25 protein-coding genes and 1 tRNA gene are annotated in these 22,598 nt (G+C 67.6%); 7 read left to right on the top strand and 19 right to left on the bottom strand.

Annotated elements, in window-relative coordinates; translation table 11 throughout:
• Positions 1-178 precede the first annotated feature (178 nt).
• On the top strand, positions 179-1,198 hold the full coding sequence (locus tag ACXJ3V_RS04875; protein WP_457099132.1) for a LacI family DNA-binding transcriptional regulator: 1,020 nt from the start codon (positions 179-181) through the stop codon (positions 1,196-1,198).
• 63 nt (positions 1,199-1,261) lie between these two features.
• On the opposite strand, the gene rplL is transcribed toward ACXJ3V_RS04875, so the two are convergent.
• The 8 genes from rplL to ACXJ3V_RS04835 all read right to left on the bottom strand — a co-directional run bounded on the left by rplL (position 1,262) and on the right by ACXJ3V_RS04835 (position 9,831).
• Positions 1,262-1,648, bottom strand: a complete 387-nt coding sequence (gene rplL, locus ACXJ3V_RS04870) for a 50S ribosomal protein L7/L12 (RefSeq protein WP_457099131.1) — start codon at positions 1,646-1,648, stop codon at positions 1,262-1,264.
• A 41-nt stretch (positions 1,649-1,689) separates the two neighbouring features.
• Entirely contained in the window at positions 1,690-2,205 is a 516-nt protein-coding gene (rplJ, locus tag ACXJ3V_RS04865) for a 50S ribosomal protein L10 (protein WP_457099423.1), read from the bottom strand.
• Positions 2,206-2,477: 272 nt separating this feature from the next.
• Positions 2,478-3,593: a Gfo/Idh/MocA family protein gene (locus ACXJ3V_RS04860; protein ID WP_457099130.1), complete on the bottom strand. Its 1,116-nt coding sequence runs from the start codon at positions 3,591-3,593 to the stop codon at positions 2,478-2,480.
• Complete coding sequence (locus ACXJ3V_RS04855) at positions 3,590-5,446, bottom strand: DUF6807 family protein (protein WP_457099129.1); 1,857 nt, start codon at positions 5,444-5,446, stop codon at positions 3,590-3,592. The genes ACXJ3V_RS04860 and ACXJ3V_RS04855 overlap by 4 nt, the downstream gene beginning before the upstream one ends.
• Positions 5,447-5,621: 175 nt before the next feature.
• The gene (locus ACXJ3V_RS04850; RefSeq protein WP_457099128.1) at positions 5,622-6,965 is read right to left on the bottom strand and encodes an ABC transporter substrate-binding protein; all 1,344 of its coding nucleotides are present in this window, start codon (positions 6,963-6,965) and stop codon (positions 5,622-5,624) included.
• Positions 6,966-7,064: 99 nt separating this feature from the next.
• The gene (locus ACXJ3V_RS04845) at positions 7,065-7,988 is read right to left on the bottom strand and encodes a carbohydrate ABC transporter permease (protein WP_457099127.1); all 924 of its coding nucleotides are present in this window, start codon (positions 7,986-7,988) and stop codon (positions 7,065-7,067) included.
• Positions 7,975-8,901 (bottom strand): carbohydrate ABC transporter permease, encoded by a 927-nt coding sequence (locus ACXJ3V_RS04840; protein ID WP_457099126.1) that lies wholly within the window; start codon positions 8,899-8,901, stop codon positions 7,975-7,977. The genes ACXJ3V_RS04845 and ACXJ3V_RS04840 overlap by 14 nt, the downstream gene beginning before the upstream one ends.
• A gap of 294 nt (positions 8,902-9,195) precedes the next feature.
• Positions 9,196-9,831, bottom strand: coding sequence for a 4a-hydroxytetrahydrobiopterin dehydratase (locus ACXJ3V_RS04835; RefSeq protein WP_457099125.1), 636 nt, complete (start codon positions 9,829-9,831; stop codon positions 9,196-9,198).
• 91 nt (positions 9,832-9,922) lie between these two features.
• Between ACXJ3V_RS04835 and ACXJ3V_RS04830 the strand changes: the two genes are divergently transcribed.
• The 4 genes from ACXJ3V_RS04830 (at position 9,923) to ACXJ3V_RS04815 (ending at position 14,252) form a co-directional block, all read left to right on the top strand.
• Complete coding sequence (locus tag ACXJ3V_RS04830) at positions 9,923-10,624, top strand: YqaJ viral recombinase family protein (RefSeq protein WP_457099124.1); 702 nt, start codon at positions 9,923-9,925, stop codon at positions 10,622-10,624.
• A gap of 195 nt (positions 10,625-10,819) precedes the next feature.
• Positions 10,820-12,553, top strand: a complete 1,734-nt coding sequence (locus ACXJ3V_RS04825) for an MDR family MFS transporter (protein WP_457099123.1) — start codon at positions 10,820-10,822, stop codon at positions 12,551-12,553.
• Positions 12,554-12,564: 11 nt separating this feature from the next.
• Positions 12,565-13,023: a MarR family winged helix-turn-helix transcriptional regulator gene (locus tag ACXJ3V_RS04820; protein WP_457099122.1), complete on the top strand. Its 459-nt coding sequence runs from the start codon at positions 12,565-12,567 to the stop codon at positions 13,021-13,023.
• Between the two features lie 197 nt (positions 13,024-13,220).
• Positions 13,221-14,252: an NADP-dependent oxidoreductase gene (locus tag ACXJ3V_RS04815; RefSeq protein WP_457099121.1), complete on the top strand. Its 1,032-nt coding sequence runs from the start codon at positions 13,221-13,223 to the stop codon at positions 14,250-14,252.
• 8 nt (positions 14,253-14,260) lie between these two features.
• On the opposite strand, the gene ACXJ3V_RS04810 is transcribed toward ACXJ3V_RS04815, so the two are convergent.
• Complete coding sequence (locus tag ACXJ3V_RS04810) at positions 14,261-15,166, bottom strand: LysR family transcriptional regulator ArgP (RefSeq protein WP_457099120.1); 906 nt, start codon at positions 15,164-15,166, stop codon at positions 14,261-14,263.
• A gap of 72 nt (positions 15,167-15,238) precedes the next feature.
• Here ACXJ3V_RS04810 and ACXJ3V_RS04805 point away from each other — a divergent pair, with 72 nt between their 5' ends.
• Positions 15,239-15,895, top strand: coding sequence for a LysE/ArgO family amino acid transporter (locus ACXJ3V_RS04805; RefSeq protein ID WP_457099119.1), 657 nt, complete (start codon positions 15,239-15,241; stop codon positions 15,893-15,895).
• Between the two features lie 5 nt (positions 15,896-15,900).
• Here ACXJ3V_RS04805 and ACXJ3V_RS04800 read toward each other — a convergent pair whose 3' ends face one another.
• On the bottom strand, positions 15,901-16,245 hold the full coding sequence (locus ACXJ3V_RS04800; protein WP_457099118.1) for an iron chaperone: 345 nt from the start codon (positions 16,243-16,245) through the stop codon (positions 15,901-15,903).
• Between the two features lie 71 nt (positions 16,246-16,316).
• Here ACXJ3V_RS04800 and ACXJ3V_RS04795 point away from each other — a divergent pair, with 71 nt between their 5' ends.
• Positions 16,317-16,592: an acylphosphatase gene (locus ACXJ3V_RS04795; RefSeq protein WP_457099117.1), complete on the top strand. Its 276-nt coding sequence runs from the start codon at positions 16,317-16,319 to the stop codon at positions 16,590-16,592.
• A 5-nt stretch (positions 16,593-16,597) separates the two neighbouring features.
• On the opposite strand, the gene ACXJ3V_RS04790 is transcribed toward ACXJ3V_RS04795, so the two are convergent.
• The 9 genes from ACXJ3V_RS04790 to ACXJ3V_RS04750 all read right to left on the bottom strand — a co-directional run bounded on the left by ACXJ3V_RS04790 (position 16,598) and on the right by ACXJ3V_RS04750 (position 22,541).
• Positions 16,598-17,401 (bottom strand): amino acid ABC transporter ATP-binding protein, encoded by an 804-nt coding sequence (locus tag ACXJ3V_RS04790; protein ID WP_457099116.1) that lies wholly within the window; start codon positions 17,399-17,401, stop codon positions 16,598-16,600.
• Positions 17,388-18,110 carry an amino acid ABC transporter permease gene (locus ACXJ3V_RS04785; protein ID WP_457099115.1) on the bottom strand — a complete coding sequence of 241 codons (723 nt, stop codon included), beginning with the start codon at positions 18,108-18,110 and terminating at the stop codon, positions 17,388-17,390. The genes ACXJ3V_RS04790 and ACXJ3V_RS04785 overlap by 14 nt, the downstream gene beginning before the upstream one ends.
• 22 nt (positions 18,111-18,132) lie before the next feature.
• Positions 18,133-18,942 (bottom strand): amino acid ABC transporter substrate-binding protein, encoded by an 810-nt coding sequence (locus ACXJ3V_RS04780; protein ID WP_457099114.1) that lies wholly within the window; start codon positions 18,940-18,942, stop codon positions 18,133-18,135.
• A gap of 192 nt (positions 18,943-19,134) precedes the next feature.
• Entirely contained in the window at positions 19,135-19,824 is a 690-nt protein-coding gene (gene rplA, locus ACXJ3V_RS04775; protein ID WP_457099113.1) for a 50S ribosomal protein L1, read from the bottom strand.
• Between the two features lie 14 nt (positions 19,825-19,838).
• Positions 19,839-20,270: a 50S ribosomal protein L11 gene (gene rplK, locus ACXJ3V_RS04770; protein ID WP_457099112.1), complete on the bottom strand. Its 432-nt coding sequence runs from the start codon at positions 20,268-20,270 to the stop codon at positions 19,839-19,841.
• Between the two features lie 130 nt (positions 20,271-20,400).
• Positions 20,401-21,489, bottom strand: a complete 1,089-nt coding sequence (gene nusG, locus ACXJ3V_RS04765; RefSeq protein ID WP_457099111.1) for a transcription termination/antitermination protein NusG — start codon at positions 21,487-21,489, stop codon at positions 20,401-20,403.
• Between the two features lie 60 nt (positions 21,490-21,549).
• Positions 21,550-21,819, bottom strand: a complete 270-nt coding sequence (gene secE / locus ACXJ3V_RS04760) for a preprotein translocase subunit SecE (RefSeq protein WP_457099110.1) — start codon at positions 21,817-21,819, stop codon at positions 21,550-21,552.
• 45 nt (positions 21,820-21,864) lie between these two features.
• A tRNA-Trp gene (locus ACXJ3V_RS04755) sits at positions 21,865-21,937 on the bottom strand.
• A 157-nt stretch (positions 21,938-22,094) separates the two neighbouring features.
• The gene (locus tag ACXJ3V_RS04750) at positions 22,095-22,541 is read right to left on the bottom strand and encodes a pyridoxamine 5'-phosphate oxidase family protein (protein ID WP_457099109.1); all 447 of its coding nucleotides are present in this window, start codon (positions 22,539-22,541) and stop codon (positions 22,095-22,097) included.
• Between the last annotated feature and the right edge of the window lie 57 nt (positions 22,542-22,598).

The raw sequence follows: 22,598 nt of genomic DNA, 5'->3' as shown, positions 1-22,598 counted from the left end.
TTCCACACCCACGCTAGGCGATGCCGGCGGCACGGCACAATCATTGGATAATCACAAATGTGTAACCGCTCCCACGCTGCTATTGCCCCGAGTCGGGCAGCACGTACACTCTGGAAGCGGTTCCAGAATTCGCCCCACAAGGGTGGAAGGCCCCGGGTTCGCTCAGAGAGGAGTGACGGTGGCAGGCATTGCCGAGGTAGCTCGTGCCGCCGGCGTCTCCAAGGCGACCGCGAGCCGGGCGATCACCGGGAGCGGCTATGTGTCGCACGAGACCCGAACGCGCGTGCTCGAGGCTGCATCAGCCCTCGGCTACGCACCTTCGACCAGTGCAGTCAGCCTCGCCACGGGCCGCACGCAGAACATCGGCGTCATCCTTCCGTACGTCGACCGCTGGTTCTTCGCCGAAGTCCTCGAGGGGATCCAGGACTCGCTGCTGCGCGAAGGGTACGACCTCACGCTCTACGAGGCCCGACCGGGGACGCCGGGGCGCAAGCGCGTCTTCGAGGACTTCCTCGCACGCAAGACGTTCGACGGTCTGATCGCCATCGGCCTCGAGCCGGACGACCACGAACTCGATCGCCTGGTCGCGATCGGCCGCCCGGTGGTGAGCGTCGTCGGAGACGCGGGGCCGACGACCAGCCTCGTCACGCTCGATGATCAGCATGCAGCGCGTCGGGCGACCGAGCATCTGCTCGAACTCGGGCACACCCGCATCGCCTTTCTGGGCGGAGGCGGTACGCACTGGGCCCACGTCGATCACGACCGGCTGCTCGGCTATCACGCGACCATGCTCGAGGTGGGGCTCGCCCCTTGGCACGTGCGGTCGCCGGTGACGCTGCCCGGCGGCTACGCGGCTGCCGCGGATCTGCTCGGCGACGTCCGCGCGCGCCCGACCGGAATCGTCGGCACCTGCGACGAGGTCGCCATCGGCGCCGTCATCGCAGCGCGACGACTCGGCATCTCGGTGCCCAGTTCTCTCAGCGTCGTCGGCATCGACAATCACGAGTACGCCGAGATGTTCTCGCTGACCACACTTGAGCAGCGTCCGCAGGAGCAGGGGGCGAAGGCCGCCGAGCTCCTGCTCACGCAGCTTCGTTCGCCTGGGGCCGCGCCGGTCCAGCTGCACCTGCAGGCGACGCTCATCATGCGCAACTCCACCGCTCCCCCGCTCGGAGTGGCTTCGGCATCCGTGTCGTAGACGCGCGAAAGCCCCGGGACGGATCCCGGGGCTTTCGCGATGATCGCCAATGGCGATCGGTGACTACTTGAGGGTGACGGTCGCGCCGGCCTCTTCGAGAGCAGCCTTGCCCTTTTCGGCAGCCTCCTTGGAGACACCCTCCAGGACAGCCTTGGGGGCACCATCGACGACGGCCTTGGCCTCGCCCAGGCCGAGCGAGGTGAGCTCGCGGACGACCTTGATGACCTGGATCTTCTTCTCGCCAGCGGCCTCGAGCACGACGTCGAATGCCGTCTGCTCCTCGACCTCTTCGGCGGGGGCGGCACCGGCGGCAGCCGGGCCGGCAACGGCGACGGGCGCCGCGGCGGTGACCTCGAAGGTCTCCTCGAACTTCTTCACGAACTCCGACAGCTCGATGAGCGTGAGCTCCTTGAACGCGTCGAGCAGCTCGTCAGTGCTGAGCTTTGCCATGATGATTCTCCTTGATTCGGTTGGTTGTCAGCCGGGCCTTGTCAGGCCGCGGACTCCTGCTTCTCACGCAGCGCGTCGACCGTGCGAACGGCCTTCGACAGCGGAGCGTTGAACAGATAGGCGGCGCCGAACAGCGAGGCCTTCATCGCACCGGCGAGCTTCGCCAGCAGGACTTCACGGCTCTCAAGATCGGCGAGCTTGTTGACCTCTTCTGCGGTCAGGGGGGCGCCATCGAAGTAGCCGCCCTTGATCACCAGAAGAGGGTGTGCCTTGGCAAAGGCACGCAGTCCCTTCGCGACGGCGACCGGGTCACCGTGCACGAACGCGATGGCAGACGGACCCTTGAGTTCGTCGTCCAGCGTCGAGATCCCCGCGTTGTTCGCGGCGATCTTGGTCAGCGTGTTCTTCACCACGGCGTATTCCGCGTCCTGACGAATGCTGTTGCGCAGCTCCTTGAGCTGGGCAACCGTCAGACCGCGGTACTCGGTCAGCAGAACGGCGCTCGAGTCCTCGAAATTCTTCGTGAGCTCGGCGACCGATGCTTCCTTCTGCGCCATGGCCACTCCTTGTGTGAATGAGACGCCCGCGGTGGCGGAACGTCAGCCTCCGGCATCCGCTCACCCGATCTGGCGCCGCAAATGAAAAAGCTCCGGCGCAAGCGCACGGAGCTGAAATCCTGAATTCAGGGGAATCGTTCGTACACCTGCGCGGGTCCCTGCATCTGCAGTGCTTCGATCTCAATGCGCTTGCGCGCACCAGGATGACCGGCGGTCTTTGGCTTCGGACTACATTACCGGATGCCGGATCCCCGGCCAAATCGGCGCTGGTGTCACCACGGCGCGCCGAGCTCGCTGAACGTCCGCCCCTCCCACGCGACGCGCTCAGACCAGGCCTCGATCCCGTGCACAACCCGGAACTGCTCGTCGCCGCGACGCTCGACGGTGATGTGATCGGCGCCCACCGTCCGCGGGGGCGGCGATGCCACCACCTGTTCCAGAACACGCGTGAACGCTCCGGTGGCAGCCAGCGGGACGGCGAGCGCGGTACCCGCGCGCACGTGCGAGACCAGGTCGGCGAGCAGGCCGGTTCGAGCGAACTGGTAGGTGCGGGGCAGGGTCGCGCCGGGGCGATGCACCTGCAGGAGATCGAGCGTGTAGAAGTACAGCGCGTGTCCCCGGCTCCCCCTGAGCAGAACAAAGGGCTCATGCCGACGCGGTGCCGTCACACTGAGCGCCGCGGCGAGCCGGAGTCCCGACGCGAGCTCGATGATGAGCGACGACGTGTCGTCGGTGTCGATCGCATTGGCGCGGCGAAGATCTGGTTGGATGCTGCGCACATCATGGGGCTCGCGCGCGCCGGCGATCACGAGGGACGTGGCGAGGGCGTGGGCGAGCGGGTTCGTCACCGCGCCGTCCGCGACCACTCCCCCGTTCGAATCCCGGCGTTTTCCCGCCCAGGCGCTGCGGCGCCAGTACTGCTCGGACCGAGACCACAGGCCCACCGCACCGAGGTGCTCGATCTCACCGAGCTCACCGGAAGCGACAAGGTCCTGCGCTGCGGCGATGCCGGCGCTCCCGAGCGATTGAAAGCCGACCTGCACCGCGCGTCCTGCCTCGCGGGCCGCGGCGAGCACCGCGTCGTGCTCGGCGACAGCGGTGACCGGCGGCTTCTCGAGCAGGACATGCGCCCCCGCCGCGAGTGCGCGCTCCGCGAGGGCGGCGTGGGTGGGGATGGGGGTGCAGAGGATCGCGATGTCGAGCCCCCCGGCGGCCAGCATGGCGGCGGCATCCGGGTACACGCGCGTCGTCGGTGGGATGTCGACGGCGCCGCGCGGGTCGGCGACCGCGGCGAGTTCCACGTCGGCGGTGAGCGCGAGGACCGCATCGACGTGCGAGCGCCCGTGGCCGTAGATGCCCGCGATGCCGACGCGCAGCGGTGCGGTCACAGCCCTGCCTGCGAACGAAGGCCCGGAAGCGCCCGCTCCACCGCGGCAGCGTCCGCGAGCTCTTCGTCCAGGACGAAGGCGGTGAGTTCGAGGTTCAGCTCGCCGCCCTCCGGGATCGAGCGCGGCTCATCCCACGCGATCGAAGGGCCGGCGCCGAGGTATTCGGCGTACCGCACGAACCACGGCAGCAGTTCGTCGCCCTGTACGAGCACGACCGTCGTTCCGCGCTCGGGAAAGGTGAAGGCGAGCCAGGGTGTGGCCGCCCCGTGCACCTCGCGCTCGGTGTCGCCCGCCGGGCTGAAGACGCGGGCGATCTCCGGCGCGAACCGCCAGAAGATGCCCCCGTACCCGGCGCCGTCACGCCCATTCGTCGCCGGCGAGCCGAAGGTGATCGCGTCGAGCGTCGCCTTGAGATGGCTGCGCCACCGCAGCGCCCACCCGTTCTCGATCTCAGCCGAACGCAGCTCGCGCACCTCGACGAGCTGGGTCGTCCCGGTGTGGTCGACCCAACTGAGCCGCTCGTCGAGAGAGTGGCCGTCGATGCGCAGGCGATCCCGGCGCTGACGGCCATGGTTCGGAACCATGATCGACCCCTCGCCGCGCACGTACGTGCGACCGCCCCAATAGGAGGTGCCGTTGACGTCGGGGATCGCCAGGCTCACGCCCAGGTGATGCGGGTGGTCGGTCGGTTCAGTCACCGACAGCGGCGTGCCCGCCCTCGAGACCACGCTGTCCAGGAACGGCCGCGGCGAGAGCACCGAGTCGACGCTCGCACCGACTTCGTACTGTGCCACCACGGTCGATCCGAGTCGAAGCACGGGGCGCGCGGGTCCGACCCATCCACTGGCGTGCGATGCGGGCCCGGAACTCCGCCGGGCGACGAGCACCGGGCGGTAGAACAGGGGATGGTCGGCCTTCTCCCCCTCCAGCGCCTGCCGCATCCGCTGCCATGCCTGCCGCCCGATCTCGATGCGCGGCACCGACATTGTCGTCAGCGGTGGAGCGGCGAATCGGGACTGCGGGATGTCGTCGATGCCGACGACCGAGAGCTGCTCGGGCACCTCGACGCCCATTTCTCCCAGACGCGAGAGCAGGCCGAGAGCGACGAGGTCGTTGAACGCGATCGCGGCTGTCGCCCCGGTCTCGAGCACCGCATCGGCGGCGTCGTAGCCCGCCTCCATGCTCGAGCCGGCGCTGATCGTGAGGAACTCCAGCTCTGGGAACTCCCGTGCGAGCTCGCCGAGACCCAAGGCTCGCTGCTCGTTCGCATAGCTGAGCGGCGGGCCCGCGACATACGCGATGCGACGGTGGCCGAAGCCCATCAGGTGGACGCCGAGCTCTTTGATGGCGGTGCCGTAGTCCACGGCGAGCTGCGCGGCGGCGGTGTCGTCGACGCGGCGATTCACGACCACGACCGGTGACGTGCGCTGGATCAGCTCCTCGAGCTCTCGATCCGGCATTCGCGGTGACACGAGCACCAGAGCGTCGCATTTGCTGCGCGCCTCCACGGCGATCTCCGCTTCGACTCCCACCGCTTCGGCACTGTCGGCGACGAGCACCCGATAGCCATCGCGGGCCGCCGCCACCGTCAGGCCCTTGAGCACACCCTGGAACATCGGGTTTTCGAGGTCGGGCACGAGGAGGGCGATCGTGTGGCTGTTCCCCCGCACGAGGCTGCGCGCGGCCTCGCTGGGCGAGTAGTTCAATGCCGCGACGGCGCGGTTGACCTTCGCGACGATCGCGGGATCGACGGTGGCGACGCCGTTCAGCACTCGCGACACCGACGCCTGCGACACGCCGGCGTACTGCGCGACCTGCGACATCGTGATGGGGCGCGACGTGACCTCGGTCAACAGTGCCTCCTGGTGCTTCCTGTCTCAATCATGGGCGTGTCTGACCGTGAAGGGGCGCTTTCGCGCCTTCCTGGTCGGTACTGCCCGGGGCCGGACCCCTCATCACTTCGATCCGGCCCCGGGCAGTCTATGGACGGGCGAGCCGCGTACGGACGGACGCGGCTCGCCCGCCGGCTCAGATGGCGGCGTCGTCGAGCGCCTGCTGGAGCTCGGCGATGAAGCTCGCCGCTGCGTCCTCAGGCGTCATGTCGCCGAACAGCACCTTCTGGGTGTGCTGGTCGATGATCGTCTCGATCGCGCCACCGCCCGGCGGGGTCGCCGGCGGGGCGTCACCCACGCGGGGGGCGATCCTCTCGAGGAAGTCGACGACCTCCTGGTTGACCTCGTCGAGCTCCGGGGTGATGTACTCACGGATCTTCTCGTTGGCGGGCACACCGCGCTCGGCGAGCAGGATGTCGGCGGCTTCCTCGCTGTTGGCGAGCCAGTCGAGGAACAGCGCGACCTCACCGGGGTGCTCGGTCTTGGCCGAGGCCGACCAGAACATCGACGGCTTGTAGTACGCCGCCGCGCTCTCGCCCTCATCGGGCGTCGGCACCATGAGCGGCTCGAGGTTCTGACCGCTGGCGCTGCGGAGCGCGGCGACCTGGTTCGACCACCACGGTCCGAAAGCTGACTGGTTCGTCGCGGTGAAGGACTCGGCGAGACCGGCGGACTCGCGCTCGATCGTCGCGGACGGGTCGGGCGTGCCCCCTGCGGCTGTGGTGTCGAGCAGCAGCTGCCACCACTCCGCGAGGGTCTCCTCCGAGGCCGTGACCTCGGGCGAGCCGTCCTCCGCGTAGAGCGACTCGCCGTGCTGGCGGAGCCAGTTGTTCAAGCCGCCGTCCTCGAAGCCCCACGACTGCGAGCCGATGACCGCGCCGCCGCTCGCGGCGGTGATCTCTTCGGCCAGCGCAGTGAAGTCGTCCCACGACCAGGTCTCGTCGTCAGGGACATCGATGTCGAGGCTCTCGAGAAGGTCGAGGTTCGCCATGTAGGTGTAGGAGTTGATGCCCACCGGCACGCCGTACTGCACGCCGTCGAGGGCACCCGTGCCGAGCACCGGTGCGGGGAAGTCCTCGGTCGGCAGCGCCGAGCCGAGGGTGCCGAGGTCGAGCAGCACGCCGTTCGCGGCATACGTCGACAGCTGCTTCTCGTCCATCTGGATGATGTCGGGGGCGTCTCCGGCGGCCACGGTCGTCGCCAGCTTGTCCCAGTAGCCGGCCCAGTCGGTGTACTGCGGCTCGATGGTGATGTTCTCGTGCTCGGCCTCGAAGGCCGCGATGAGCTGCTCGGTGATCTCGTGGCGGACGTCGTTGCCCCACCAGGCGAAGCTCAGCGTGACGGGCTCGTCGGACAGTGTGGGCGCGGTGTCGGGGGCCTCCGCGGGGGCGCCTCCCGCGCACGCCGTCAGTGCCAGCGCCGTCGCTGCGCCGACGGCGGTGAACAGCAACCAGCGGTTAGCGGTTCTGGTGCGTCGCATGTCTTGCATCCTTTCGACCGAGGTCGGGTTTGTTGTGTGTGTGGTGCGTGTGATGAGGGTGAGCCCGGCGGGCCCGCGAAGAGGTGCGTGACGAACTCGTCACTTGATTCCCGTGGTCGCGATTCCCTTGATGAGGAACTTCTGGCCGAACAGGAAGATCAGGAAGATCGGGATCAGCGAGACGACGCTCATCGCGAACATCTGCGCGTAGTTGGTAGTGCTCTGCGCGTCCTCGAAGGAGCGCAGCGCCAGCGGCACCGTGTACAGCTCAGGCTTGGTGAGGAAGATGAGCTGCGAGAAGAAGTCGTTCCACGTCCAGATGAAGGTGAAGATCGCGCAGGTCGCGAGCGCCGGCACCATCAGCGGCAGGATGATCTGCAGGAAGATGCGCGGGTGGCCGGCCCCGTCGATGCGAGCTGCCTCATCGAGCTCCTTCGGGATGCCGCGGATGAACTGGACCATCAGGAAGATGAAGAACGCATCGGTCGCGAGGAATTTCGGCACGATCAGCGGCAGGAAGGTGTTGATCCATCCGAGCTGGGAGAACAGCACGTACTGCGGAACGATGATCACGTGGATGGGGAGCATGATGCTCAGCAGCATCACCGCGAACCAGAAGCGCTTGCCGTTGAACTGCAGCCGCGCGAACGCGTAGGCCGCCATCGAGCACGACACCAGGTTGCCGATGATGCACCCGATCACGATCAGTGCCGAGTTCCACATGTAGACGTTGAAGGGGAACGCCAGCGCGTTCCAGCCGTCGACGTAGTTCGAGATCATGAAGCTGTCGGGAATGATGCTCGGATCGCGGAAGATCTCGTCGTTGGGCCGCAGCGAGCTCACGACCATCCAGATCACCGGGTACAGCATCCCGAGCGCCAGCGCGATGAGCAGCGCGTGCCGCACGATGCTCGTCATGGGCCTGCGGAATGGATTGCGCCGGCGCTCGATTCGAGGGCGTCCCGTGACGATGGTCTCGGTCAAGAGGGGGCCCGTCACGGTGGGATCGTCAATCTTGGTCATCGTAGAAAACCCAATACCTCGAGGTCCAGAACATCAGGACGGTCAGGATGCCGATGATCACGAGCAGCAGCCAGGCCATCGCGGAGGCGTAGCCCATGTTGTAGTTCGTGAAGCCCTGCTGATACAGGTACAGCGTGTAGAAGAGCGTGGAGTCGACCGGACCGCCGGTTCCTCCCGAGACGATGTACGCCTGGGTGAAGGACTGGAAGGTCCCGATCAGCTGAAGCACGGCGTTGAAGAAGATGATCGGGGTGAGCAGCGGGATCGTGATCCGGAAGAGCTGCTGGCGCCGGCTGGCGCCGTCGACGGCGGCCGCCTCGTAGTACATCGTCGGGATCTGCCGGAGGCCCGCCAGGAAGATCACCATCGGCGAGCCGAAGGTCCACACGTTCAGGATCATCAGCGTCCCGAGCGCGGTGTCGGGGTTGGAGATCCAGCCCTGCCCCTGGATGCCGAACACGTGGAGCACTTGGTTGACGAGCCCGTCGATGCCGAAGATCTGGCGCCAGAGGATCGCGATCGCCACGCTCGCTCCGAGGAGCGAAGGCAGGTAGAACGCCGATCGATAGAACGCCAGCCCCCGCAGCCCTCGGTCGAGGACGACCGCGAGGAACAGCGCGACCGCGAGCTGCACCGGCAGCGAGACGAACACGTAGGTGAAGGTCACCTGCAGCGCGGAGTGGAGACGGTCGTCCTCCCACATCCGGATGTAGTTCTGCAGGCCGATCCATTTCGGCGGGCTCAGCAGGTTGTAGCGGGTGAAGGAAAGTCCGAACGAAGCGACCATCGGGCCGATCGTGATGAGGACGAGTCCCACGAACCAGGGGGCGAGGAACAGGTACGCCGCCTTGTTCTGCTTCTTGCCCGTCTCCTTGGCGGTCTTGAGCTTTCCGAGCTCGCTGACCGCACTCATGCGGCTGCTCCGTGCCCGCGGTGCGGGGACTGGGTTCTCGTGCGGTGCGTCGTCGTCACCGTAGACCCTCCGTCATCATTGTCGTCGAGAATGCGCATTCTGGAATGCGCTTTCTTTTCTAACAGGACGGATGTCTAACCGCAACAGCTTCCCGGAAAATCAATAGGGATCCGTGACCAAACCGTGAGAAAGGGCATTCACGAGACCGTCACCTAGCGCGCGGATACGTGGTGCAGCGCCTAATTTCGCGCGCGCTTCAGCGCCTCCCCGAGCCTGCGGGGCCCGGCGTCGAGCTCACGCCCGCGAGGGGGTGATGTCCACCTTGTGGCCGTCGGCATCCGCAAGGGTCCACCACTTCGGAGCATGACTGTCATCAGCAATCACCCCTCCGGCCGCGAGCGCCGCCGCCACGCGCTCCTCACCGGTTCCGGCCGCCACGACGATGTCGATGTGCATCCGGCCGCGGAGCGGCTTGTCGACCGGCTGCATCCAGATGAGAGGCCCCCGGCCGACGGGGTCCACGAGTTCGCGGTCGCTGATCGCGCGGTATCCGGTCACGGCCTGCCAGAAGGGAAAGACCTGACTCGCATCCGGAGTCGCGACGGCGATCATGAGCCGCTGCGGCCGAGTCGGGTCGACCTCGATGCCGAGCTCGTTCGCGGCCTGCGAGATCTGCCGCGCGAGCGCGACATCCTTCATCGTCAGGCCACCGGCGGAGTGGGTGAACAGGGTGACCCGCACCGCCGAATACCGCACTTCGACGTCGGGATGGTGGTTCGCGGCCTCGGCAAGCTCGGCGATGGCGGTGAACAGCCGAGCGCCGGTCGAGAAGTCGCCGGTGGCGAAGGTGGCGGATGCCCCGTCCACCCCGGCGCGCCAGTCCTCGACGCCCGGCTCGGAACGGAACTCCCTCGACGTGATCGTGTCCATGCCTTCGACCCTGGCCACCTCCTCCCGTCGACGCAAGGGCTGTAGGCGTGGCACCCCGCGCACGTCCCGGGCCCGGCGTAGGGTCGAGAGCGTGACCGCCGTACTCGCCGAATCCGCCGAATTCGCGGCGCGGGCACCCGGGCTCGCCGCGAGGGTCGTCGCCGACTCTCGAGATCGCGTGGCGTGGGTGCGTGCGCGCTCGCGCGGGATCACGGCGACGGATGTCGCGGCTCTCACCTCCGACCGGGTCATCGGCCGCGCCGCTGATGCGAAGCTCCTCGGCTCGGGGTTCTCCGGCAACGCCTACACCGCGCACGGGCGCGTGCGCGAGCCCGAGATCGCCCGGTGGGTCGCGGCGACCCACGGCATCCTTCCCTCGTCGGCCCTCTTCCACGCCGTCGTCGAGAAGCGGCACCTCGCCACCCCCGACGGCATCGCGGTCGATCACGACGGTCGCGTCACCCTCGCCGAGATCAAGACGACCAACAAGTCGTGGCGCAGCATCCCGCGTTCCTATCTGCGGCAGGTGTGGTGGCAGCAGCACGTGCTCGGCGCCGAGCGCACGCTGATCGCGTGGGAGCAGCACGACGAGTTCGTCCCGGTCGGCGACGAGCCGCTCTGCCAGTGGGTCGACCGCGACGATGCCGAGATCGCGAAACTCGTCCGGCTCGCCACCGCCCTCATCGACGAGCTGCACCGCCGCCACCTGCAGGGCCGCACCGATTCGCCGGAGCGGATGCCGAAGCCCGAGGTTCCGCGGCAGCCCTTCCGTGCCCTCGCCCTGGCCGACTGACCGCTCAGCTCGGTCATTCCTGCCACCAGACGGGGCCATGGCGAGAGCGCGGCGACCCGACGCAGCTCCGCGTCGAAGCGCTTAGTTGACACGAATCAACGATCGGCATATAGTTGACCGTTATCAACTGTTGACCTATGTCAATCATCCGCGCCATCGTCGTCGCATCCGTCTCCCGATCACGAAGGATTCGCTTTGTCCACTGCAACCGCAGCCGTGCCCGTCCAGGCACCCACCGAGACCACGAGGTCGCACCGCGAGGTCCTCCTGGCCCTCTCCGGCCTCCTCCTCGGCATGTTCGTCTCGATGCTCGCATCGACCGTCGTCTCGACCTCTCTCCCCGTCATCATCCACGACCTCGGCGGCGACCAGACCGCCTTCACCTGGGTCATCACCGCGACCCTGCTGACCACGGCGATCTCCACCCCCGTGTGGGGCAAGCTCGCCGACCGGTTCAACCGCAAGCTGCTCATCCAGATCGCGATCGCCATCTTCGTGCTCGCGACCGCCGCTGCCGGCTTCTCGCAGGACACCACCACGCTCATCGCGTTCCGTGCGGTGCAGGGCATCGGCGCCGGCGGTCTCGCCGCGCTCAGCCAGGTCATCATGGCCGACATCATCAGCCCGCGCGAGCGTGGCCGGTACATGGGCCTCTTCGGCGGCGTCATGGCCCTCGCGACCATCGGCGGCCCGCTGCTCGGCGGCGTGATCACCGACACCATCGGATGGCGCTGGAACTTCTTCGTCGCGCTCCCCTTCGCGATCGCCGCGCTCATCATCCTGCAGCGCACGCTGCACCTGCCCAAGCACCCCAGGCAGAAGGCTCGCATCGACTACCTCGGCATTGTGCTGCTGGCCACCTCCGTCTCGCTGCTGCTCATCTGGGTCAGCATCGCCGGCGACTCGTTCGACTGGTGGAGCACCGAGACTGTCCTCATGGTCGGCGGCGCCATCCTGGCAGCGCTCCTCTTCGTGATCGTCGAGCTGCGCGCACAGGACCCGCTGGTTCCGATGTCGCTGTTCCGCAACCGCACCTTCACGCTCGCCGTGATCGCGTCGATCGCCACGGGCATCGCGATGTTCGGCGCATCCGTCTTCCTCGGTCAGTACATGCAGCTCGCCCGTGGCGCCACGCCCACCCAGGCCGGCCTCATGACGATCCCGATGATCGCGGGTCTGCTGCTGTCGTCGATCGGTGTGGGCGCGCTCATCACGCGTTTCGGTCGCTGGAAGCCGTACCTCATCATCGGCTCGGTCTTCCTGATCGCGGGCTCGTACCTGCTGTCGACCATTCACTACGACACCAACTTCGTGCTCGTCTCGGCCTACATGTTCATCCTCGGCGCGGGCGTCGGCATGACCATGCAGAACCTCGTGCTGATCGTGCAGAACACCTCGAAGCCGACCGAGATCGGCGTCGCGAGCTCGGGCGTCACGTTCTTCCGCAGCCTCGGCGGCACCATCGGCGTCTCGGTCATGGGCGCTGCGCTCGCCACGAAGGTCACCGAACTCCTCGGCGACGCCAAGGACGACATCATGGCCGCGATCATCAGCCTGGGCGCCAAGGGCGCCGAGGTCGCCGAGACCATGCAGTCGGGCGCCATCCCGAAGGTGTCGGACATGCCCGAAGTGCTGCGCGTGATCTTCGAGGACATCTACGCACAGGCCATCTCGCACTCGTTCCTGATCGCCGTGCCGTTCGCGGTCGTCAGCCTCATCGCGGTCATCTTCCTGCCGAACATCCCCCTCAACCGGATGACGACGAAGGAGCGCATCGAGGCGACCGAGGCCGACCTGGCGACGGTCTCCGTCGCCGAGGGAATGCAGACCCTCGCCCACGTCGAGTCCGACGCACCGGCCGAGGCCGACAGCGACGCCGAGACGGCGGAGCGTACGGATGCCTCGGCCGAGGCACCCACCGGCCGATAATGTCATCCACGATGACTGATTCGCATGACCTCGAGGCCCGCACCGCTGCGGTGCGGGCCCTCGAGGGCGAGTTCAGTGAGCTGCTCAACCAGTTCCGCCAGATCGTGGCGGAGAACGCACACCGTCTCAGCCCCGGCCTGCTGCCGGGCGCATACAAGGTCTTCACGACCATCGCGCGTCGCGAGCGGGTGACGGTCTCCGCCCTCGCCGAATCGCTGCTGATGGACAAAGGCCAGCTCAGCCGGACCGTGCGCGAGCTCGAGCACCTCGGACTGGTGCAGCGGACCGCCGATCCCGCGGACGGCCGCTCGAGCCTGCTTTCCCCCACCGCCGAGGGGCTCGAGCGCCTCGCCGATGCGCGGCGACCCTACGAGAGCTCGCTCGTGACCAGGCTCGCGGACTGGCCGATCGACGAGATCGAGCACTTCACGCGACTGCTCGGCGCACTGAGTTCGGGCACCACGCCCTGACCTCGCGTCTGCGGCATCCTCCGCCTGCGCGCACTCTTCCCGCTCGGATCTCACATCCGCTCTCGGCATCCGCATGGCCAGGATTAGCCGCCCGGTAGCACCCGCGTAACACCGTCGAGACATTGGCGGAGTTGACTGGGTCGCATCCAAGGCAACCAGTGCTGCCAACGCCGACACGCACGGGGAAGGAGCGACCGATGCGATTCCGGCCGCTGCGACCGACATCCGCTCCGCACGGGGAGCTCGCTCCCGTGCCCGACCCGCCAGAGCTGATGCGTGCGGTCGTCATCGATGCCACCGGCGCTGCCGACGTGCTGCACGAGGTCAAGATCCCGGTGCCCCGGCCTGTGCTCAGCGAGCTGCTCGTGCGCGTGGTGGCGGCAGGGGTGAACCCGATCGACGCGAAGACCAGAGCCGGTGCCGGCGTCTCCGCGTCAATCGAGCACTACCCCGCGACGCTCGGCTACGACTTCAGCGGCATCGTCGTGCATGCGCCTTACGAGGCGCACCCCTTCCCACCCGGCACCCCGGTATTCGGGATGCTCCCCTTCCCTCGCTCGGGCGGAAGCTACGCCGAGTACGCGGTCGCACCGACGCTCTCGGTCGCGCGCAAGCCGTCGTCGCTGTCGCATGTCGAAGCCGCCGGGGTTCCGCTCGCGGCGCTGACCGCGTGGGGCCTGGTCGTGGAGACCGCGCACGCGCATGAAGGGCAGCGGATGCTGATCCACGCCGGCGGTGGCGGCGTGGGGCACTTCGCCGTGCAGTTCGCTTCCTATTTCGGGGCGCACGTGACGGTCACCGGCTCGGCGCGCAATGCGGCGTGGCTGCGTGAACTCGGCGCGTCCGTCGTCATCGACCACACGACCACGCGCTTCGAGGAGGTCGTGGCGGCGGTCGACGTCGTCATCGACCTCGTCGGCAACGCGGATGCCGAGACCGGCCGTCGCTCCCTGGGCGTGCTGCGACCCGGCGGACTGTACATCCTCGTACCCACCGGCTCGTTTCCGGGGTTCGTCGACGAAGCGGCCGCTGCCGGCGCGCGCGCCACCGGCTACAAGGTCGTTCCGGACGGCAGCGCACTGGCCACGGTGGCCCGGCTCCTCGACTCCGGGGCCGTGCAGGTCTATATCGATCGGGTGTTCGACCTCGCCGATGCGGGGGCCGCACACACGGCGGTCGAGGAGGGGCACACCCGCGGCAAGATCGTGCTGCGCGTCAGCGACGACTGATCGAGCGGCTACGCCGCCGCGGGTGCGAGCACTCGACGCCCCTCGTCGATGATCTCCGCCGCGATCGCCTCGAGCAGGGCCGAGCGCAGGTTCCACTGTTGCCAGTACAGCGGAACGTCGATCGGCGGACCGCCCAGCCCCACGAGCGCACCCGTGTTGAGCGCTTCGGCCGCCTGAAACCCCGGCAGCAGACCCCAGCCGAGACCGAGCTTGATCGCCGTGGCGAAATCGCCTGATGCCGGCACGTAGTGCCGCGGCGGCGCGGCCGGATCGACCTCGCGGGCCCGCAGCCATTGGGTCTGGAGGTCGTCGCGGCGGTCGAAGTCCACAAGCGGCGCGACGCTCAGCGCCTGTGGCGAGGAGTCATCCAGCATCCATCGCTCGATGAAAGCCGGCGTCGCAACCGCTTCGTACCGCATGGCTCCGAGCGGACTCACCCGGCATCCGGCGACCGGGGTCGCTCGCGAGGTCACCGCGCCCATCACTGTGCCCGCCTCGAGGAGGCCGGCGGTGAAGTCCTGGTCATCGCGGTGCAGTTCGAAGACGACCGGATACCGCTGCCCGAGGCGGACGAGCGGCGGGAGGAACCACGTGGCCAGCGAGTCGGCGTTGACGGCCAGGGGCACCGACATGGTGCCGCCGTCGGTGTCGCCGGCGTCCGAGCCGAGCTCAGCGACGATGTCATGCTCGAGCAGCGCGACCTGACGGGCGAGCCGGACGACCGCTGCCCCGGCTTCGGTCGGCCGTACCGGCTTGGAGCGGACCAGCACCACCCGGCCGAGCTGCTCCTCGAGCGCCTTGATGCGCTGACTCACCGCAGAGGGGGTGAGGTGCAGGCGGCGGGCCGCGGCATCCAGCGTTCCCTCGTCGACGACGGCGGCGACGGTCTCGGCCAGCTCGATCGGAATGCGCATGATTTAGCCATGCTAATGCAACTGTAGAATCATGAGCTGGAGTAACTCTACGGAAGGCCGTAGCGTCGTGTCGTGCTCTCCCCCGTTCTTGCCGGCATCGGTCTCGGCTTCTCACTCATCGTCGCGATCGGCGCCCAGAATCTCTTCGTGCTTCGCCAGGGACTCCGCCGCGAGCACGTGTTCGTCGTGGCTGCGATCTGTGCGATCTCGGATGCGGCCCTGATCGCTCTCGGCGTCTCAGGCGTGGGCTTGGTGCTGCACGCCGTGCCGTGGCTGATCGACGTCGTCCGGTGGGCCGGCGCCGGGTTCCTCGTCGTCTACGGCGTCCTGGCCGCGCGGCGGGCATGGCGTCCCACCGGGCAGGCGCTCGCGATCACCGCGGCGGAATCGGACGCGGAAGCGGAGGGCACCGTGACCGCGGCCGCGACCACCACAAGGACCCGCCTGCTGCCCGTCGTGGCGACCTGTCTCGCGCTGACCTGGCTGAACCCCCACGTCTATCTCGACACCGTGTTCCTGCTCGGCACCGTCGCGAACAGCCACGGCGACGACCGCTGGCTCTTCGCCGCGGGCGCGATGCTCGCCAGCGTGGTGTGGTTCTTCGGCCTCGCCTACGGAGCCCGCTTCCTGGGGCGCTGGCTCTCCACCCCGCGCGCCTGGCGCATCCTGGACGCGGTCATCGCCGTCGTCATGATCGGGCTCGGCGTCAGCCTGGTGCTCCCCCGCTGACTCCGTCAGCCGTCGATCTGGGCGCGACGCGCGGCGATGAGCGCCCGCACCGCGGCATCCGGCAGCGGCCGCTCGGGTTGGAAGCGGATCGTTCCCTTCGCCAGGTCGTAGCCCGCGAGGTCGTCCGCCACGAGTTCGATCGCCCCCGGGCTGAACGGATAGACCCCGATGTGCCCCTTGGCGCGCATGACCGAGATCAGCGGCTTGCCTTTGTAGACCAGCGCGGGCATGCCGTAGCCGCGGCCCTGCTCCGCCTCGGGGACGACTTCTGCAGCGAGGGCATAGACGTTCCCGATCGCCTCACGATCGCCGGGCTCGAGTTCAGCCAGATATTCGTCGACGGTTCCCATGGCGGCATCCTGCCACCCAGTCCAGACACTCCGACAGTGCCCATCGGCGTCGCGTGCGGCACGATGGGTGCATGAAGCGGGTGCGCGTCGTGGTGTCGGGCGAGGTCCAGGGTGTGGGCTACCGGTACACGATGCGCATGATCGCGCGCGAGGTCGGGGTCACCGGCTGGGTGCGCAACCGGCGCGACGGAAGCGTCGAAGCCGAGATCGAGGGCTCCGACGCACAGGTCGACGAGGTGCTGGCGTGGATGGCCGTAGGGCCGCCGGGCTCTCAGGTTCAGAGTGCCCGGGTGACGGATGCCGAGCCCCAGGGCGATCGCCGGTTCGAGGTGCTCGACACCGCCTGAACCGCTCAGTCCAGCGGCCGCAGGATCCGATTGAGGAATCGGCGCGTCCGCTCCTCCTTGGGAGCCGTGAACAGGTCGGCGGGGCGGCCGCGCTCGGCGACGACCCCCTGATCGAGGAACAGCACTTCGTCGGCGGCCTCTCGTGCGAACCCGATCTCGTGCGTCACGACGACCATCGTCCAGCCCTCGTCCGCGAGCTCCTTGACGACCTTGAGCACATCGCCCACGAGCTCGGGGTCCAGGGCGCTCGTCGGCTCATCGAACAGCAGCAGGTCGGGCTTGAGCGCGAGCGCCCGCACGATGCCGACGCGCTGCTGCTGACCACCGGAGAGCTGAAAAGGGTAGACGTCGCGCTTCTCGGAGAGCCCCACGCGGGCGAGGAGCGCCTCGGCGTTCGCGACAGCCTCGTCCTTGGCGACCTTCTGCACCCGCACCGGGCCTTCGATGACGTTCTGCAGGACGGTCTTGTGCGGGAAGAGGTTGTGGTGCTGGAAGACCATCGCCGACCGGTCGCGCAGCGCGAAGCGGTCGGAAGGCCGCAGCGGCGTCGAGAAGTCGATCACCGGACCCCCGTCGGCGGTCAGGATGCCGGCATCCGGCGTCTCCAGTCCGTTCAGGGCGCGCAGCACCGTCGTCTTGCCGGAGCCGCTGGGTCCGATGAGCACGACGACCTCGCCGCGACGCAGCTCGAAGTCGACTCCCCTGAGCACCTCGTGGTCGCCGAAGCTCTTGCGCAGGCCCTCCACGCGCAGGAGCGGGGTGTCGTCCGACGGGATCGGCGGCGCGAGCGGATCGTCAGTGGGCGACATAGCGGTCCAGCCTCTTCTCGATGCGACCCTGACCCGACGAGAGGACGAGGCAGAACAGCCAGTAGATGAGCCCGGCCTCCATGTAGATCAGGAGGAACTCGAGGCTGAAGGCCGCGATCTCCTGCGCTTTGCGGAACAGCTCGGTGACCAGGATCAGCGACGCGAGCGAGGTGTCCTTCACCAGCGAGATGAACGTGTTCGACAGCGGCGGCACCGACACCCGCGCGGCCTGCGGCAGGATGATCCGCGCGAGTGCGGTGCGCCGCGGCATCCCGATCGTGTAGGCGGCCTCCCACTGGCCCTGCGGGACCGAGAGCACCGCGGCGCGGATGATCTCGGCCGCATAGCCGCCCACATTGAGCGAGAACGCCAGGATCGCGCAGGGCCATGGATTCCACACGATGCCCAGCGATGGCAGCCCGTAGAAGATCACGAACAGCTGCACCAGCAGCGGCGTGCCCCGGATCACCGAGACGTAGAACCGGGCGATGTTGCCGAGCACCGGGTTGCCCGAGATCCGCATGAGGGCGATCCCCAACGCGATCAGCATGCCGATCGCGAAGGAGATCACCGCCAGCGGAATCGTGCCCGTCAGACCGGCCAGAGTGATCGGCCAGAACGAGTCCAGGAACAGCTGCCAGAGGTCCCCCGACGAGTCAGCCACGGCGGTCGGCGAGATCGAGTCGAGGAACGGCTGCCAGGAGGTCATCGGCAACAAGTATGCCGTGCGGTCACTGCGAAACGTCGACGCCGAAGTACTTCTCGCTGATCTTCGCGAGCGTGCCGTCCGCCCGCAGGTCGGCCAGCGCCCCGTCGACGGCAGCCTGAAGGGCGGTCTTGTCCTTGGTGAACGCGAACGCGTTGAGGGCAGGGTCGTCGGTCTCGGCGGCGATCTTCAGACCGGTCGGACCGTTCGTGGTCTCGTAGTCGAGGTAGGTGAGGTTGTCGTTGATGGTCGCGTCGACGCGGCCCTGCTCGACGAGCGCGACAGCCTGCGCCCATCCTTCGACGGCTTCGACCGTCGCGCCGCTGTCCTGCGCGAGCGTGTACCAGTTGCTCGTGAGCGACTGAGCCGTCGTCTTGCCGTCCAGGTCGTCGAAGCTCGAGATCGAGTCGTCGTCCTCCTTCACGACGATGACACCCGGCGAGACCGTGTACGGCTCACTGAAGAGGTACTTCTCCTCGCGCTCCGGGTTGATCGAGACCTGGTTCGCGATGACATCGAAGCGGCCCGCGTCGAGCCCCGCGAAGATCGCGTCCCACTGCGTCTCTTCGAACACGATCTCGAGGCCGAGCTTGTCGGCGACCGCTTCGGCGATCTCGACGTCGTAGCCGACGAGGTCGCCCGAGCCGTCCTCGTGGTAGGTGAACGGGCGGTAGGTGCCCTCGGTGGCCACGGTCAAGGTGCCGGCCGTCACGAGTCCGTACTCGTCCGCGGGGGCGCTGGACTCGGGCTCAGCGGTGCCGCCGGCGCAGCCGACCAGCAGCGCGGCGGCTGCCGCGGTGGCGACGGTGAAGATGAGGGCGCGATGACGCGTCATGAGAGGACTCCTCGGTGCTGTGGGCCTGCTGTGACCCGTGGGGCGGAACGGTCCACCGTAACCCGCGACCGCCGCCCAGGGCGAAGTTCGGTTACGTTCTGAGACAGCGCCGGTGGACAACGAACCCGATCACGCCACGAAGACGCAGAAGAGGCCCCACCCGAAGGTGGAGCCTCTTCACGCGATTGCAGGTCAGAGCGCGTTGACGTCCAGCGGGATGCCGGGGCCGAACGTGGTCGACACCGCAGCCTTCTGGATGTAGCGGCCCTTCGAGCTCGACGGCTTCAGACGCACGATCTCCTCGAGCGCAGCGTTGAAGTTCGCCTCAAGCTGCTCGGCCGAGAACGAGACCTTGCCGACGACGAAGTGCACGTTGGCGTGCTTGTCGACGCGGAACTCGATCTTGCCGCCCTTGATCTCCTCGACGGCCTTGGCCGCGTTGGGGGTCACGGTGCCGGTCTTCGGGTTCGGCATGAGGCCGCGGGGGCCCAGCACCTTGCCGAGACGACCGACCTGGCCCATGAGCTCGGGCGTCGAGACTGCCGCGTCGAACGCGGTCCAGCCTGCGGCGACCTTCTCGATGAGCTCGGCGCCGCCGACCTCGTCCGCACCGGCGGCGATGGCAGCCTCAGCTGCCGGGCCGGTGGCGAACACGATGACGCGGGCGGTCTTGCCGGTGCCGTGCGGGAGGATGACGGTGCCGCGCACCATCTGGTCCGCCTTGCGCGGGTCGACAGCGAGCTTGAGCGCGACCTCGACGGTCGAGTCGAACTTCGCCGAACCGGTCTGCTTCGCAAGCGCGACGGCCTCGGTGGACGTGTAGAACTTGTCAGCCTCGATCTTCGCGGCTGCGGCCTGGTAGGCCTTGGACTTGGTAGCCATTTTCGTTATTCCCCTCAGTCCTCAACCGTGATGCCCATGGAGCGGGCGGTGCCGGCGATGATCTTCGAGGCGGCCTCGATGTCGTTCGCGTTCAGGTCGGGCTGCTTGGTCTCGGCGATCTCGCGCACCTGTGCCTTGGTGAGCTTGGCCACCTTGGTCGTGTGCGGGGTCGGCGAGCCCTTGGCGACGCCTGCGGCCTTCTTGATCAGCTCAGCCGCCGGGGGCGTCTTGAGAATGAACGTGAAGCTGCGGTCCTCGTAGACGGTGATCTCGACGGGGATGACGTTGCCACGCTGCGCCTCGGTGGCGGCGTTGTAGGCCTTGCAGAACTCCATGATGTTGACGCCGTGCTGACCGAGCGCGGGCCCGATCGGCGGTGCCGGGTTGGCGGCGCCAGCCTTGATCTGGAGTTTGATCAGGCCGGTCACCTTCTTCTTAGGTGCCATGTTCCTTTTCCTCTCATTCGACCGGCACTTCGACGGGCTCAGTGACCTGTCGAGTGTCCGTTCTCCCGCGCGCCCGGCCATTCCGGACCGCGGTTCCCCCGAGAACGAGCCTCGGGAAGTCTTGTGGTGGCTAGAGCTTCGTGACCTGGTCGAACGACAGTTCGACCGGGGTCTCGCGCTCGAAGAGCGAGACGAGGACCGTGAGCTTGCCGCTCTCGGGCTTGATCTCGCTGATCGTGCCGGGAAGACCCGCGAACGAGCCCTCCTTGATCGTGATGGTCTCGCCGACCTCGAAGTCGACCTCGGCCGGGAGCACCCGCGAGACGGCAGTGCCGCCGCGCTTGGCGGTGCCCGACTTGGCGGTCACGACCTCCTTGATCTCGACGAGGCTCTTCAGCATGTTGAAGGCCTCTTCGAAACGCAGCGGAGTCGGGTTGTGGGCGTTGCCCACGAAGCCCGTGACGCCGGGGGTGTGCCGGACGACCGACCAGGTGTCTTCGGTGAGCTCCATGCGCACCAGCACGTAGCCGGGGATGCGCACGCGCGTGACCATCTTGCGCTGGCCGTTCTTGATCTCGACGACGTCCTCCATGGGGACCTCGACCTGGTAGATCTCCTCCTCGACCTCGAGCGTCGACTTGCGCTGCTCGATGTTGGCCTTCACCTTGCGCTCGAAGCCCGCGTAGGAGTGGATGACGAACCACTTGCCTGGCAGGGTGCGCAGTTCGGCACGGAAGGCCTCGTACGGGTCCTCTTCGGCGTCCTCGTCGGACTCCTCGGCGCCGTCCTGGACGTCGGCGGCGGCATCCGATTCTTCGCCGAGGAAGTCCTCATCGAGGACGGATGCGTCGGGCTCGCCGTTCACGTCGGGGCCGTCGTAGCGCGACACGGTGTCGGCAGCGGCGGCTTCACGCGCGGCCTGCTCCTCAGCCAGTGAGTCGTTGAGGACCTCCGCGGCGGCTTCCGCCTCCGCAGCTTCGTCGATGTTCAGCGCGTCGTTCACGATCGCGTCAGCCTCCGGGTCGTCGATGTCGATGTCGTCAAGGTCAGCGAGGTCGTCGCCGGCCCCGTCGTCGACCACGTGCAGGGCCGCGTGCTCAGCAGGCTCGACAGAGCGCTCCTCCTCGGCCAGGACGTTGCCCTCTTGGGCCTCGTCGTCTTCCGAGGACTGCTCGGCGGCCGTCGCCCAATCGGCGTCGTCGACATATCTTTCAGACACTTCGTTCTCTTCCGTTTCGTGGGCGCCTGGACGTGCGCCCGCGCTGTGGCTCAGTGGGTACTACGCCCCCGCCGGCACACCGAAGACGACAGTGGTCAGCCAGACGAACAACAGGTCGAGGCCGTAGACGATCGCCATCATCACAACGACGAATCCCAGCACGACACCGGTGAACTTCACCAGCTCCTGGCGTGTCGGCGTGATGACCTTGCGAAGCTCGGCGAACACCTGACGGATGAACAGCGCGATGCGAGAGAAAACGTTCGGCTTCTTCTCGCGGGGTGCGGCGCTCTTCGCGACGACCTCGCCCTTCGGCTCGTCCTGAACCATCGAACCCACCTGATTACCTTCCGTGTGTCAGCTTCCGCTGACGCGCAGGGCGGACAGGAATCGAACCTGCAACCTGCGGTTTTGGAGACCGCTGCTCTGCCAATTGAGCTACCGCCCTAAGGCCTTTTGGCCCAAGGTCGCCCGCAGTCCTGCGCCGTGTCCTGACAGTGAGGGGTGTTGCCCGTATCCCCGGGCACGGCGAAAGAATGCAGACTTCAACTGCACTCTCAAGTGTACGGCATGGCTCTCCGAGCCGCGAACCGAGCCCGGTCCAGCTAGTAGTCGGCGATGCCGTAGCGATCGGGTTCAGGCGCACGATGGAAGCTGCGGCCCGAGACGCCGGACGGGCGGATCCGCACGTAGTTGTACTTGAGCGTGGGCAGCCAGGGCCGCAGTGGGAGCTCGTCGGCCGCGGCGACGTCTTCGCTCGTCTCCAGCCGCTGCGCGCTCCCCCGCACGACGACACTCCAGGCATCGGTGTCCGTGTGATCGTCGACCTCGAACAGCACCTCGTCGTTGACCATCAGCTCGAAGAGCTTGCTGCCCTCGGCCGTGCGGAAGACGATCGTCTCGCCATCCGTCACGTAGTTGACCGGGAAGATGTCGAGGACATCGCCGACGTGCGACACGAGGCGACCCAGCTCCTGGCCGGAGATCAGGCGCCAGCATTCCGCCACGGTCAGACTGACGAGGGGGTTCACGCCGGACTCGTTCGCATCCACGTCTCCATCCTGCCGCGATGCTCGGTCTCGCGGCAGGGGCATCGCCGTGAAAACGAT

It is taken from the genome of Microbacterium sp. P5_E9, assembly GCF_054049175.1.
The sequence above is the reverse complement of the archived record's forward strand: the minus strand, read 5'-3'. Positions and strand labels throughout refer to the sequence as shown.